Genomic DNA, 12,360 nt, shown 5'->3' with positions numbered 1-12,360 from the left:
CTAAGGCGCCTGATAATTGAACGTCGCGGTAAATCTTTTGGTTGTTTGCCCGGCGAACGCCTCGCTCGGGAACGGCTTTACTGAACTGATGCTTTGCAGGCTGCTCATCGCCGCGCGGTTCAGCAACATGCTGGCGGCTTTGTTGGCGATGCCGGAAGAGAGCACCCGCCCGCTGCGATCGACCTCCAGCCACACTTCGACGTTGCCCTGCGGGCGCTCGAGCGAGGCCTGGCGCCCGCTTGGGTAGCGCTTGCGCTGTTCCAGCTCGCGGCGCAAGGCCAGCAGATAGCCGTTTTCGATCGCCTGCGCATTCACCTTCGGCGCGGCCGGTGCGGGCTGCGCCGCCGGTTTGCTGACCAGCGCGCGCGGGGCGGCGGGCGCCGGCGTCGGTTTAGGCTTCTCTGCCGGTTTGGCTTTCTCTTTCACCGGTTTGGGTTTGGGCTTCGGCTGCGGTTTTGGCACCGGCTTGGCTTCCACGATCGGTTCCGGCGCCGGCACTACCGGTTCGGGGATCGGCTCCGGCTCGGGCGGCGGCGGTTCTGGCTGAGGCTCCGGCGGCGTTTCCGGTTGAGGTTCAGGCGCCGGTTCAGGCTCCACCAGCACCAGTTCGATGGCGGTTTCGTCGTAGCGCGGCTGGATCTTCAGCGCCGCCTGCTGGCTGGCGAACAGCAGGCAACCGGCGACAATCAGCGCCGGCAACCAGCTGAAAAGATGACGTGAGCGATAGAGCAGATACATGTCACAGCTTCCGTGTCGCGATGGAGACGGAGAAGAAACCGCCCTGGCGCAGGTTGTCCATCACCGCCACCAGCCGCTCGACCGCCACGCCCTTGTCACTGTTGACGATGATGGTGGTGGTCTGGTTGGCCTGCTGCTGTTGCTTCAGCGTGTTGACCAGCGCGTCGAGCGCGATCGGCTGGCCATCCAGCTGCAGCTGTTCGTCGGCCCCCAGCGTGATGATCGCTTTCTTCTGCGGTTTCAGTTGCTGCGCGCTGCCAGCGGACGGCAGCTGCGTTTTCAACCCGAGCGCAGGAATGACGTTCAGGCTAATCAAGACGAAAAACACCAATAAAAACATCATCACGTCGATCATCGGGATCAGTTCGATGTGCGCTTTGTTCTTTTTCGGTTCGTTCCAGTTACGCATGACACTCCCTCCCAAAAGCGAAGCAGCCAATATAGGAGGGGTTTGTTTACCTTTTGTTACGCTTGTGTGATCTTATTTTCACAGTGTGGATTTTTTGCGAGAATTTTTTCAATGGCATGGGATAACGAGAGAGATATAACTTATTAATTAGCGATAGTTTTTATTGGAATAATTGCGAGGTGGGCATTTCAGAGAACCAAAGCCAGAGGGGATAATGTGATAATAGTGACAGCCCAGACGGTCACTACAACAAGACCTCAAGCCCGTGCTTGCGTACGATCGAAAGCAGCTTAAGCGACACGCCGCCCGGCCGTTTCACCCCCGTCTCCCATTTCTGTATGGTCGACACGCTGGTATTCAGATAACGGGCAAAAACCGGTTGGCTTAAACGTAACTGCTCGCGCAACGCTTTGATCTCCTGGGGCTGCAACATCTCGACCGGCGCAAGGCAAGACTCATCAAAACTGCGTAGGGTTTCCAGAGAAATGGCGCCAGCACGATGCAATCCTTCAGCGGCGCTGTGAATCGCCTCAAAGGCCTGACTCCGAAACGTTTTTTCCTGCTTCATGGCAAATCTCCATCCATTCTTTTTTCACAACCAGGGACTCGACCTGGTCGTCGCTCAACGCGCCAAACTGCATGGCTAACTTGCGAAAAGCGTGTAATTCTGCCCCTGTAATATTGGTCTGGGCCTGCTTGGCAAACAAAAAAACAAACACCCAGTGCCGACCATTTTTCGCTAATACCAACGCGCGGTCGCGATTATGATTAAGACGTTTTTTAAATACGCCACCGCCTAAATCTGTAGCCAAACCCCGTTGCACGTCTTTTACTGCCCGACACAACGCCTTATCGGTGATGCCGTGAGCACGAGCTTTCCTGCTAAACCAACAAGTTTTAAATGTACGCATTGCGATGGGCTTCCCGTAAAAACGTAGCACTTAGTGAGACACTTTTCCAGTGCATTCCTCCCCGCCAGCATCGCTTTAAACATTGATGACGACCACCATGAGAAACCCGATTTGCATGATGACGCGCATAATGACTTCTTTCAGTGCAACGTTGAGGGCATCATTGCGCACGCACACGCAACAGCATGTTTTACGGGCATAAAAAAAGACGCCCGTAGGCGTCTTCTTGGCATTTTCACTGAGGCCGGAAGGCAATCAGTTCACTTTCACCGGCATACCGGAACGGGCCTTGATCGCCGCGTCCACTTCGCTCTGGTTGACGCCGGCGTCCATCAGCACTTTGCCGACCGGGGCGGAGATGGTCAGCGGCACCGGATCTTTCGATTGCAGCTGCTCTTCGTTGGCCGACAGCGGGTTGTGCACTTCCACGTAGCGCGAGCCGTCCGGTTCGACGGTGGCTTTCATCGGTTCGTTGATGAACTGCACGCGGGTGCCGACCGGCACGTTCTCGAACAGGTACTTGATGTCGTCGGCGCGCAGACGCACGCAGCCGTGGCTCACGCGCAGGCCGATGCCGAAGTTGGCGTTGGTGCCGTGGATGGCGTACAGGCGGCCAACATACAGCGCATACAGCCCCATCGGGTTGTCCGGGCCGGCCGGGAACACCGCAGGCAGGATCTCGCCGTCGGCCGCGTATTCGGCGCGCATCTTGGCGGTCGGCGTCCAGGTCGGGCCGTCTTTCTTGCGCTGCACGGTGGTGGTCCAGTTCAGCGGGGTGTCTTTGCCCAGCTGGCCGATACCGATCGGCAGCACCACCACGGTTTTGGAGCCTTTCGGGTAGTAGTACAGACGCATCTCGGCGCTGTTGATGATGATGCCTTCACGCGGCGCGTCCGGCAGGATCAGCTGCTGCGGGATGGTCAGGGTGCTGCCGGCCTTCGGCAGGAACGGATCCACGCCCGGGTTGGCCTCCAGCATGTTGCTCAGCCCCATCTGATACTGGGCGGCGAAGCTTTCCAGCGGCAGTTTGCTGTCTTCCGGTACGGTGATTTGGATATTTTCGCCCACCAAACGGCTGTCTTTTGGCGGCAGCGGGTAAACGACGGCGAAGGCAGCCTGGCTGAATGCAACCAGTGCCGTAAACAGGGTTAATAACGCGCGAATGCTCATTTTCATCTTCGTGTTGGTCAAGGCCACTGGCGATTAGGGGGATCGGTTTCTACGGCCACTTTTACCCCGATGGGTTTCAGCCGGCAGCCAAGCGCTGCGGCCTGAAATACAGGGGGGATTTGACCGGATGCGCATTATATGTGCACATCAATCAAAGTGTGAACCATTACCGATGTAATATCGCAATTTTTTGTAACCTGAAGCGCCACGAAGGCGATTTTTTGCGAGAACCGCCGCCTAACTGGCGGCGGCCAACGCTTCTACCCGCCGGATCGGGATCAGATATTCGCAGCGGATCGCCGCGCCGCCGAGCGGGCAGCGGCCCTCCTGCGCCGGGTAGAAAAGCTCGATATCCTGCCCCGGCCGACGGATGGCGTTCATCTGCGGCATCGCGGTGTCATACAGCCGCGCGATAAAGTTTTGTAACCCTTCCTCCTGCCCTTGATAGGTGAAGCGGGCATACTCGCCCTGTTCGATAGTCACCCGCTCCCCCATCGCCCCTTCGTCCGGCAGAGCGGCGGTGTAGGCCATGCGCGGGTTACCCCGGCGTTGCCGATCGACCTCCAGGCTGGTGAGGCCGTATACCACCTCCGGCAGCGCCTGCGGCGGCAGCAGCTGCCGCCAGGCGTGGCGGCGCAGCTCGCACTTGGAGGCCGCCAGCTGCCCCAGCGTAAAGCTGCGGCGCTGGGTATGGCCCACCAGCTGCATGGCGGGCAGCGTCACGATATCGGCCTGCGGCAACGGCGTTTCGGTCAGCCGCAGCGGCGGCTGCAGGCCATAGCTCGACCAATCCTGGCTGCGGCGATAGCTGGCCGGCGGCAAACCGAACTGCTTGCGGAAGCAACGGGTGAAGGTCTGCTGCGAATCGAACTGGTAAGTGTCGGCGATGCAGGCCACGCTGGTGCCGGTCAGGCGCAGTTCGCGCGCGGCGGCGGTCAGCCTTCTGCGGCGCGCGTACGTGCCGAGAATATGGCCGGTATGCTGCTTGAACATCCGCTGCAAATGCCACTTGGAGTAGCCGGACTTGGCGGCAATGTCGTCCAGCGTCAGCGGCTGATCCAGGCTCTGCTCGATCCAGGCCAGCAGCTGTTCAATCACCTGTTGCTGGTGCATGGTATTCCCCTTATTTTAACAATAACGTCTGCGCCAATACCCGCCCTGCGGCTTCATCGGCGGCCACCAGCACCGGATAGCCCCAGAACTTGGCGCCGTATTCGGCGAATTCTTCCGCCGCCGCGCGTTTGGCGTCGTCCGGTTCCAGCATGATCATACCTTTCACCCACAGCTTCAGCGCCTCGCGGTTATCGCGCTTCCACAGCGCGACCTGGGTGCGGGCATCGCGGTCATGTTCTTGTTCTTCATCGCCGACGCTGCGGTCGGTCATCAGGACAAAGGGTTCGGCGCGCGCCAGCAGCGCGCTGAACTCGGCCAGCTCGGCCTGGGTATCGCGCCCGTTTTGGCGCATCCATACCAGCGGAAAATCGGCGGTATCCAATGACATAATCAGTTTCCTCACGAAATGGTTTAGGACTGGCGCTTACTTTATCGGCACCGGCGCTAGACCACATTGCGCAATCAGGACATAATACTTTTCAATTCCGCCAAATTGAGAATTGTTCTCATGAAAGTACAGATCCCCCGTCACTGTCTGGATATCGATCAGGTGCCGCGTCCGCTGTTTGCCCTGCAAGGTTCGACCCTTGAGCAGGATTGGGAAGTCGAGCCACACCGCCACCAGAAGGCGCAGCTGATCTATACGGTACGCGGCATGATCCGCTGCGAAGTGGAAAACGGGCTGTGGCTGGTGCCGCCGCAGTGCGCGCTGTGGATGCCGGGCAACGTGTTGCACAACGCCCAGGGCGCCGGCTCCACCGAAGCCTACTGCCTGTTCGTCGATCAACATGCCGCCGCCGGTCTGCCGCAAAACTGCTGCACGCTGTCGGTCTCGCCGCTGCTGCGCGAGCTGCTGCTGCAGGCCAGCACCTTCGAGCCGCTCTACGATGAACAGGGCGCCGAGGGGCGCCTGACGGCGGTACTGCTGGACCAGCTGGCGGCCGCGCCGATCGAGAATCTGCACTTGCCGGTGTCCGACGACGCGCGCATTCGGCAGTTGACCGAAGGCATGCTGAGCAGCCCGGCGGACAAATCCACGCTAGGGCAGTGGGCGCAGCGCATCGGCATGAGCGAGCGTTCCCTCAGCCGCACCTTGCAACAGCAGATGGGCATGAGCTTCGGCCACTGGCGGCGCCAACTGCACGTGATGCTGGCGCTGCAGCGCCTGACGCAGGGCGAGAGCGTACAGACGGTGGCGCTGGATCTGGGCTACGAGAGCGCCAGCGGCTTCGTCACCATGTTCAGAAAGGCGGTAGGCAAACCGCCGGCGCGCTACCTGGCGGAGCGCAACGCCTCTGGAGAAACCCTGGGCGGCGCAATTACCATGTGAAAAAGCCGGCGCAGGCGCCGGCTTGGAGCAGGTGAAAATCAGAAGTCGTAGAACACCGTAATCCAGGTGGAGTCCGGCTCGTTGTCGCTGCTGTTGGCCAGCGTGCGTTCCACATACACCGACAGACCGTAACCGATGGTGGTGCCCGCGCCGAGGTAAACGTGGTTGGCGTGATACGCCTCGTCCCCCTTCAGCCGCAGCGAGTCCGCCGCCACGTAAGGCTGGATCGATTTGAGGAACGGCTTGTCGATATTGAAGGTGTAACCGACGAAGCCTTCCAACCCGTAGCCGTCACCGGCGAAGAAGTGCGACAGCGTGCGCTGGCGGGTGCTCGGCACATAGTCTTTATAGTAGCTGGCGGTGCCGACGATGTACCAGTTGTTCGGCTGCCAGGTCAACGCGGTGCCGGACAGCTGCTGGTGATAATCCTTTTCGTTGTACAGATTGTCTTTGATCTTCGCTTCGGTATAACTGTAGGCCGCGCTGAAGGTTAAATCCTTCGTCACCTTGTAATCGAAGCCCAGCCCGCCCCCGCCCTTGCGGCGATAAATCAGGTTATCCGCGGTGTGCAGATCGTCTTCCGGCAATAAATAGTTGGCGTACAGCGTTACCGGCCCGAAATCATTGGTGTACTTGATGCTGTTTTTCGGTTTATTGCCGCCGTCGTAGTCGCCGGAAATACCGATGCCGGTGCCGCCCGCGTGGCCATCGTTATCCCAGACGTCGCTTTTGATGCCGACCACCGAATAATAGATGCCGTATTGATGGCCGTAGGTCAGGGTGCCGTAACGATCGTCTTTGAAACCGGCGTACAGCTGGCGCTGATAGTCGCGCTTGCCGTCTTCGTTATAGTGCCCGTCCCAGCTGAGCGCGTGCGCCAGATCGACGCCCCACTCGTAATAGCCGATGATCGAGGTGTTCTGCGTCAGCGCATAGTCGCCGCTGAAGCGAAAACGCGTGCCGCCGTCGTGGCCGTTTTTGTCATAGCCCGGCTCCGGGCCGTTATTGAAGATCCACTCGGGGCGAATGCTGCCGCCCACCTTTAAACTGAGCGGCGCCAGCAACACATTGCTCTGCGGGTTTTTATCCAGAATGGTGATCTCGGCCTGTGCGCCGGCGGATAACGCCGACAGCAAGACGCCGCCAATGAATATTGGCGTTGTATTTTTTCTCATTATTACCCCTGCCCGAAAAAAATTATTGTTATAAACACGGTGGTCTTAAGCCACGCGGAAATAATTACCCGATGTGAACAGCGCACGCAAGATATAAAAATTCACGCCATAACCTGCCATTATTTCAGGTTGAATTTAATTTCAGCAAAAACGTGTTCATCTGTAACGCAGAGAAAAATAATGTAATAACCGCAGCACAAAATAAACCAATCCGCACGTTTCACCCAAAATAAACCGGCGTGATTATCTGGGAATAAAGATAGCAAATAACAAATAAATATTATTGCCGCAGGTAAACCGTCACGCAGGGGAATTAACTCATGGCGGGAAATAACGACGGAGCGCGTTGCGCGCTCCGGGAAAAAGAATTCACTACTGCGCCAGCCAGCCGCCGTCCATGTTCCAGGCGGCGCCGCGCACCTGCGCCGCCGCATCGCTGCACAGGAACAGCGCCAGCTCGCCGAGCTGCTCTGGCGTGACGAACTCTTGCGAAGGCTGCTTCTCCGCCAACAGCTCATCGCGCGCCCGCTGCGGGTCGGTCCCGGCGGCAATGCGCTTGTCGATCTGCTGTTGCACCAGCGGCGTCAGCACCCAGCCGGGGCAAATGGCGTTGCAGGTGACGGGCGTGCGCGCGGTCTCCAGCGCCAGCGTCTTGGTCAGCCCCACCACGCCGTGCTTGGCCGCCACATAGGCCGACTTGTCTTTCGACGCCACCAGCCCGTGCACCGACGCCACGTTGATGATGCGCCCCCAGTTGCGCTCGCGCATCCCCGGCAGCGCCAATCGGCAGGTGTGGAACACCGCCGACAGGTTGATGGCGAGGATGGCGTTCCATTTCTCCACCGGGAACTGATCCAGCGGCGCCACGTGCTGAATGCCGGCGTTGTTCACCAGAATGTCCACGCCGCCGAACTCGCTTTCGGCATACTGCATCATGTCCGCTATCTGGGCCGCATCGCCGAGATCGGCGCCGTGATAGCCCGGCGCGGCGCCCAGCTGCGCGACCTGCGCTTGCGCCTGCGCCACGTCGCCGAAGCCGTTGAGGATCACGCGCGCGCCGGCGGCGGCCAACACGGACGCTATCCCGAGGCCGATGCCGCTGGTCGAGCCGGTCACCAGCGCGGTTTTGCCTTGTACACTCATGGTATCGCTCCTTTAAACAATGCCGGTCAGGTAGAACACGCCGATCACGAACAGCACCGCGGCGCTCTTGATCAGGGTGATGGCGAAGATGCCGCCATAGGCCTGCCGGTGGCTGAGGCCGGTGATCGCCAGTAGGGTGATCACCGCGCCGTTGTGCGGCAAGGTGTCCATGCCGCCGCTGGCCATCGAGGCCACGCGGTGCAGCACTTCCAGCGGGATATGCGCGGCGTGGGCGGCGGCCACGAAATTATCGGCCATCGCCGCCAGCGCGATGCTCATGCCGCCGGAGGCCGATCCGGTGATGCCGGCCAGCAGGGTGACGCTGATCGCTTCGTTCAGCAGCGGATTGGGGATCGCCGACAGCGCCTGCGACAGCACCAAAAAGCCCGGCAGCGCGGCGATCACCGCGCCGAAGCCGTATTCGGAGGCGGTGTTCATCGCCGCCAGAATCGCCCCGCCGACCGCCGTCTTGCTGCCTTCCGCCAGCCGGCCACGAATATTGCGAAAACCGAACACCACCACCAGCAGAATACCCGACACCAGCGCCGCTTCCACCGCCCAGATGGCGGTGATCTTCGCCACGTCGGTGGCGATCGGCTTGGCCAGCCCCGGCAGCGTCAGCTCGTGGCTGGCGCCGTACCACTGCGGGATCCAATGGGTGAAGCCAAGGTTGAATACCCCGACCAAAATCAGCGGCAGGATGGCGATCAGCGGGTTTGGCAGGTTGATGTCGTCCGGGGTTTCCGGCTCGTTCAGCAGATCGGTGCCGTACCCTTCTCCCTTCAGCTGCGCCTTGCGCCGCTGGCGTTCAAGATACAGCAGACCGACCGCGATGATGAACAGCGAGCCGATCAGCCCCAGCCAGGGCGCGGCCCAGGCATTGGTGCCGAAGAAGCTGGTCGGGATGATGTTTTGGATCTGCGGCGTGCCCGGCAGGGCGTCCATGGTGAAGGAGAAAGCGCCGAGCGCCACGGTGGCCGGGATCAGCCGCTTGGGGATACCGCTCTGGCGGAACAGCTCGGCGGCGAACGGATAGACCGCGAACGCCACCACGAACAGCGACACCCCGCCGTAGGTCAGCAGCGCGCACACCAGCACGATCACCGGAATGGCGTGACGCCGGCCGAGAATGCGGATCGCCGCCGCGACGATCGAACGGGAGAAGCCGGACAGCTCGATCAGCTTGCCGAACACCGCCCCCAGCAGGAACACCGGGAAGTAGAGCTTCACGAAGCCGACCATCTTCTCCATAAACAGCCCGGTGAAGGTCGGCGCCACCGCGCCGGGATCGGTCAACAGCACCGCGCCCAGCGCGGCGATCGGGGCGAACAAAATCACGCTGTAGCCGCGGTAGGCGGCCAGCATCAGTAATCCCAGTGCTGCCAGGGCAATCAAAACGCTCATCGGTCACCTCTTTCCCCTGCGTCTTTCGTGCCGCAGCGTTGTTGCCCGCGTGCGTTCTCCCCAGTCACTTACTTAAGTAAGCGCCTGGGAATTCACGCGCTTGCCGCCTGGCTGCAACCCGAAATCCATTGGGGTGGTTGTTGTTATTGTCAGGTACGGAGTGCGAAATTACGGTTTCAGCGCAAAGCGCAGCTGATGCGCCCGTCGCCGTTGAATGCGTTCCCTGCGTGCGTCATCCCAAAGATAAAATCCCCGGCCGCTGCGCTGGCCGGTATCGCCGCGCTGCAGCCGCTGTTCCACCAGCGCCATCATTTCGTCGCCGGTCGCCAGTTCCGGGAACAGGTGGCGAGCGATGTCCGCCACCGTCGGCAGCCCGGTCATGTCGGCGGCCTCCAGCGGGCCGACCATGGCGTAGCGCCGCCCGAGCGAAGCGCGCATCACCTGATCCACCACCTCGGCGCTGGCGATGCCGCTGTGGACGATGTGCAGCGCCTCGCGCAGCACCGCAAACTGCAGCCGGTTGCCGACAAACCCCGGCGCGGCGCGCTCCAGCAGCACAGCCTCCAGCGCCATCCCGCCGAGCAGCGCCTGCACCGCCGCCAGATGGCGCGGATCGGTGGCGCGACCGGGCACGATCTCCACCAGCGGGATCAGGTGCGGCGGGTGCCAGAAGTGGGCGATCAGCAGGCGCTGCGGGTGGGTCATGCGCGCCGCCAGCTCGTCCGGCGGCAGGCCGCTGGTGTTGCTGGCAATCACCGCGTCGTCGGCGATCAGCCCTTCCAACTGCTCATACAGCGCATGCTTCAGCTCGAGCCGTTCCGGGATCGCCTCGATAAGCAGCCGGGCGCGCGCCACGTCGTTCAGATCGCCGGTCACGCGCAGCCGCGCCAGCGCCGCGTCGCGCTCATCGTTATCAAACTGCCCGACGCTGCTCAGCTCGGCCAAAATGCCGCTCGCCACCGCCGGCGCTTCCGCCAGGCGCTGCGGATCCGGGTCGTACAGCAGCACCTCATGGCCGTGGCGAATAAAGTGGGTGGCGATGCCCACCCCCATCAATCCGGCGCCCAGTACCGCATAGTCAGATGACTGCATCGTGCCCTCCTCGGTTGTTTACGGGCGCTCTACCGCCAGCGCCACGCCCTGCCCGCCGCCGATGCACAGCATCGCCAGCCCCTTGTTCACCCCGCGGCGCTGCATTTCGAACAGCAACGACACCAAAATGCGGCAGCCGGACGCGCCGATCGGATGCCCCAGCGCGATCGCCCCGCCGTTGACGTTGACCCGCTCCGCCTCCCAGCCCAGTTCTTTGCCCACCGCCAGCGCCTGCGCTGCAAAGGCTTCGTTGGCTTCGATCAGATCGACTTCCTCCAGCCGCCAGCCGGCTTTCTCCAGGCAGCGGCGCGCGGCCGGCACCGGGCCGATGCCCATGATCGCCGGATCGACGCCCGACGAGGCGTAACCGGCAATGCGCGCCAGCACCGGCAAACGCAATTCAGCGGCTTTTTCCGCGCTCATCAGCAACACCACGGCGGCGCCGTCGTTGAGCGAAGAGGCGTTGCCGGCGGTCACCGTGCCCTCCTTGCGAAACGCCGGGCGCAGCCGCGCCAGCGCCTCCAGGCTGGTGTCGCGCGGCTGTTCGTCGTGCTTAACAAGCAACGCTTCGCCCTTCGGCTTCGGCACCGTCACCGGCGTGATCTCCTGCGCGAAACGCCCGGCCTGCTGCGCCGCCTGCGCCTTCTGCTGCGAGCGCAGCGCAAAGCTGTCCTGCTCGGCACGGCTGATGGCGTATCTCTCCGCCAGGTTCTCGGCGGTGATGCCCATGTGGTAGTCGTTGAACGCGTCCCACAGGCCATCGTGGATCACGCTGTCCACCATCTGCGCGTGGCCGAGGCGCAGACCGGCGCGCGCGCCGGCCATCAGGTAAGGCGACTGGCTCATGCTCTCCTGGCCGCCGGCGATCACCGCGTCGGCGTCGCCGCTGCGGATCGCCTGCACCGCCAGATGCACCGCCTTCAAACCAGAGCCGCACACCTTGTTGATGGTCAGCGCCGGCGTCGTAACGGGCAGCCCGGCATTCAGCGCGGTCTGGCGCGCCGGATTCTGCCCGCAGCCGGCGGTCAGCACCTGGCCGAGGATCACTTCATCAATCTGCTGCGGCGCCACGCCGCTTTGCGCCAGCAGCCTTTGCACCGCCACCGTGCCCAGTTCCACCGCCGTCAACGGCGCCAGCGCGCCGTGAAAACTGCCGACCGGCGTGCGCGTCGCCGCCACGATCACCACTTCACGTTGTTGCACATTCACCTCCGTCTCAGAAACGCATTTCCGGTACTTGATCCGGCACGATCAGCTGGCCGGCGGTTTTGGCGACAATCTCCGCCACGCTGACGCCGGGCGCGCGTTCGCGCAGCACGAAGGCGCCGTCTTCAATTTCCAGGTAGGCCAGATCGGTCAATACCTTGCGGATGCAGTTGGCGCCGGTCAGCGGCAGCGTGCAGCGCGGCAGCAGCTTGGACTCGCCGCCCTTCGAGGCGTGGGTCATCACCACGATGATGTTCTCCGCCCCCGCCACCAGATCCATCGCGCCGCCCATACCCTTGACCATCTTGCCGGGGATCATCCACGAGGCGATGTTGCCCTCGACGTCCACTTCAAACGCCCCCAGCACGGTCAGATCGACGTGGCCGCCGCGGATCATGGCGAACGACTGCGCCGAATCGAAGATCGACGCGCCGAGGCGCGCGGTGACCGTCTGCTTGCCGGCGTTGATCATGTCGGCGTCCAGCTGCTGCTCGGTCGGGAACTCGCCCATCCCCAGCAGGCCGTTTTCCGACTGCAGCATCACGTCCATGCCCGCCGGCACGTAGTTGGCCACCAGCGTCGGGATGCCGATGCCCAGGTTGACGTAGTAACCGTCCCTCAGCTCTTGCGCCACGCGCTGCGCCATTTGTTCACGGGTAAGCATGCGAA

Annotated in this window: 14 protein-coding genes; 1 reads left to right on the top strand and 13 read right to left on the bottom strand. The window is 61.9% G+C overall.

The genetic code is table 11. The features are described 5' to 3' along the window. From SSARUM_RS02610 to SSARUM_RS02580, 7 genes are all read right to left on the bottom strand, one after another. The gene (locus SSARUM_RS02610; RefSeq protein WP_060430849.1) at window positions 1-738 is read right to left on the bottom strand and encodes an energy transducer TonB family protein; all 738 of its coding nucleotides are present in this window, start codon (window positions 736-738) and stop codon (window positions 1-3) included. 1 nt (window position 739) lies between these two features. Continuing rightward, window positions 740-1,147 (bottom strand): ExbD/TolR family protein, encoded by a 408-nt coding sequence (locus SSARUM_RS02605; RefSeq protein WP_004933244.1) that lies wholly within the window; start codon window positions 1,145-1,147, stop codon window positions 740-742. A gap of 244 nt (window positions 1,148-1,391) precedes the next feature. Then, on the bottom strand, window positions 1,392-1,715 hold the full coding sequence (locus tag SSARUM_RS02600; RefSeq protein ID WP_047569482.1) for a helix-turn-helix domain-containing protein: 324 nt from the start codon (window positions 1,713-1,715) through the stop codon (window positions 1,392-1,394). Further along, window positions 1,678-2,058 carry a type II toxin-antitoxin system RelE/ParE family toxin gene (locus tag SSARUM_RS02595; protein ID WP_071883888.1) on the bottom strand — a complete coding sequence of 127 codons (381 nt, stop codon included), beginning with the start codon at window positions 2,056-2,058 and terminating at the stop codon, window positions 1,678-1,680. The genes SSARUM_RS02600 and SSARUM_RS02595 overlap by 38 nt, the downstream gene beginning before the upstream one ends. A 255-nt stretch (window positions 2,059-2,313) precedes the next feature. Next, the gene (locus SSARUM_RS02590) at window positions 2,314-3,234 is read right to left on the bottom strand and encodes a L,D-transpeptidase family protein (RefSeq protein ID WP_039567931.1); all 921 of its coding nucleotides are present in this window, start codon (window positions 3,232-3,234) and stop codon (window positions 2,314-2,316) included. Window positions 3,235-3,465: 231 nt separating this feature from the next. After that, a complete protein-coding gene (locus SSARUM_RS02585) occupies window positions 3,466-4,341 on the bottom strand; it encodes a helix-turn-helix domain-containing protein (RefSeq protein ID WP_060430845.1) in 876 nt (291 codons plus the stop codon). A 10-nt stretch (window positions 4,342-4,351) separates the two neighbouring features. Continuing rightward, a complete protein-coding gene (locus tag SSARUM_RS02580; RefSeq protein ID WP_049202336.1) occupies window positions 4,352-4,729 on the bottom strand; it encodes a hypothetical protein in 378 nt (125 codons plus the stop codon). A gap of 120 nt (window positions 4,730-4,849) precedes the next feature. Here SSARUM_RS02580 and SSARUM_RS02575 point away from each other — a divergent pair, with 120 nt between their 5' ends. Then, window positions 4,850-5,671 carry an AraC family transcriptional regulator gene (locus SSARUM_RS02575; RefSeq protein ID WP_019453262.1) on the top strand — a complete coding sequence of 274 codons (822 nt, stop codon included), beginning with the start codon at window positions 4,850-4,852 and terminating at the stop codon, window positions 5,669-5,671. Between the two features lie 38 nt (window positions 5,672-5,709). On the opposite strand, the gene SSARUM_RS02570 is transcribed toward SSARUM_RS02575, so the two are convergent. From SSARUM_RS02570 to SSARUM_RS02545, 6 genes are all read right to left on the bottom strand, one after another. Further along, on the bottom strand, window positions 5,710-6,846 hold the full coding sequence (locus SSARUM_RS02570) for a porin (protein ID WP_060430843.1): 1,137 nt from the start codon (window positions 6,844-6,846) through the stop codon (window positions 5,710-5,712). 372 nt (window positions 6,847-7,218) lie between these two features. Next, entirely contained in the window at window positions 7,219-7,989 is a 771-nt protein-coding gene (locus tag SSARUM_RS02565) for a 3-hydroxybutyrate dehydrogenase (RefSeq protein WP_033648562.1), read from the bottom strand. Window positions 7,990-8,001: 12 nt separating this feature from the next. Further along, window positions 8,002-9,393: a GntP family permease gene (locus SSARUM_RS02560; RefSeq protein WP_033636935.1), complete on the bottom strand. Its 1,392-nt coding sequence runs from the start codon at window positions 9,391-9,393 to the stop codon at window positions 8,002-8,004. A 168-nt stretch (window positions 9,394-9,561) separates the two neighbouring features. Then, window positions 9,562-10,485, bottom strand: coding sequence for a 3-hydroxyacyl-CoA dehydrogenase family protein (locus SSARUM_RS02555; RefSeq protein ID WP_039567560.1), 924 nt, complete (start codon window positions 10,483-10,485; stop codon window positions 9,562-9,564). Between the two features lie 18 nt (window positions 10,486-10,503). Then, window positions 10,504-11,688 (bottom strand): acetyl-CoA C-acetyltransferase, encoded by a 1,185-nt coding sequence (locus SSARUM_RS02550; RefSeq protein ID WP_060430842.1) that lies wholly within the window; start codon window positions 11,686-11,688, stop codon window positions 10,504-10,506. A 13-nt stretch (window positions 11,689-11,701) separates the two neighbouring features. After that, window positions 11,702-12,355, bottom strand: a complete 654-nt coding sequence (locus tag SSARUM_RS02545) for a CoA transferase subunit B (protein ID WP_060430840.1) — start codon at window positions 12,353-12,355, stop codon at window positions 11,702-11,704. Window positions 12,356-12,360 lie beyond the last annotated feature (5 nt).

The organism is Serratia sarumanii, from assembly GCF_029962605.1.
GTDB classification, from domain to species: domain Bacteria; phylum Pseudomonadota; class Gammaproteobacteria; order Enterobacterales; family Enterobacteriaceae; genus Serratia; species Serratia sarumanii.
The sequence above is the reverse complement of the archived record's forward strand: the minus strand, read 5'-3'. Positions and strand labels throughout refer to the sequence as shown.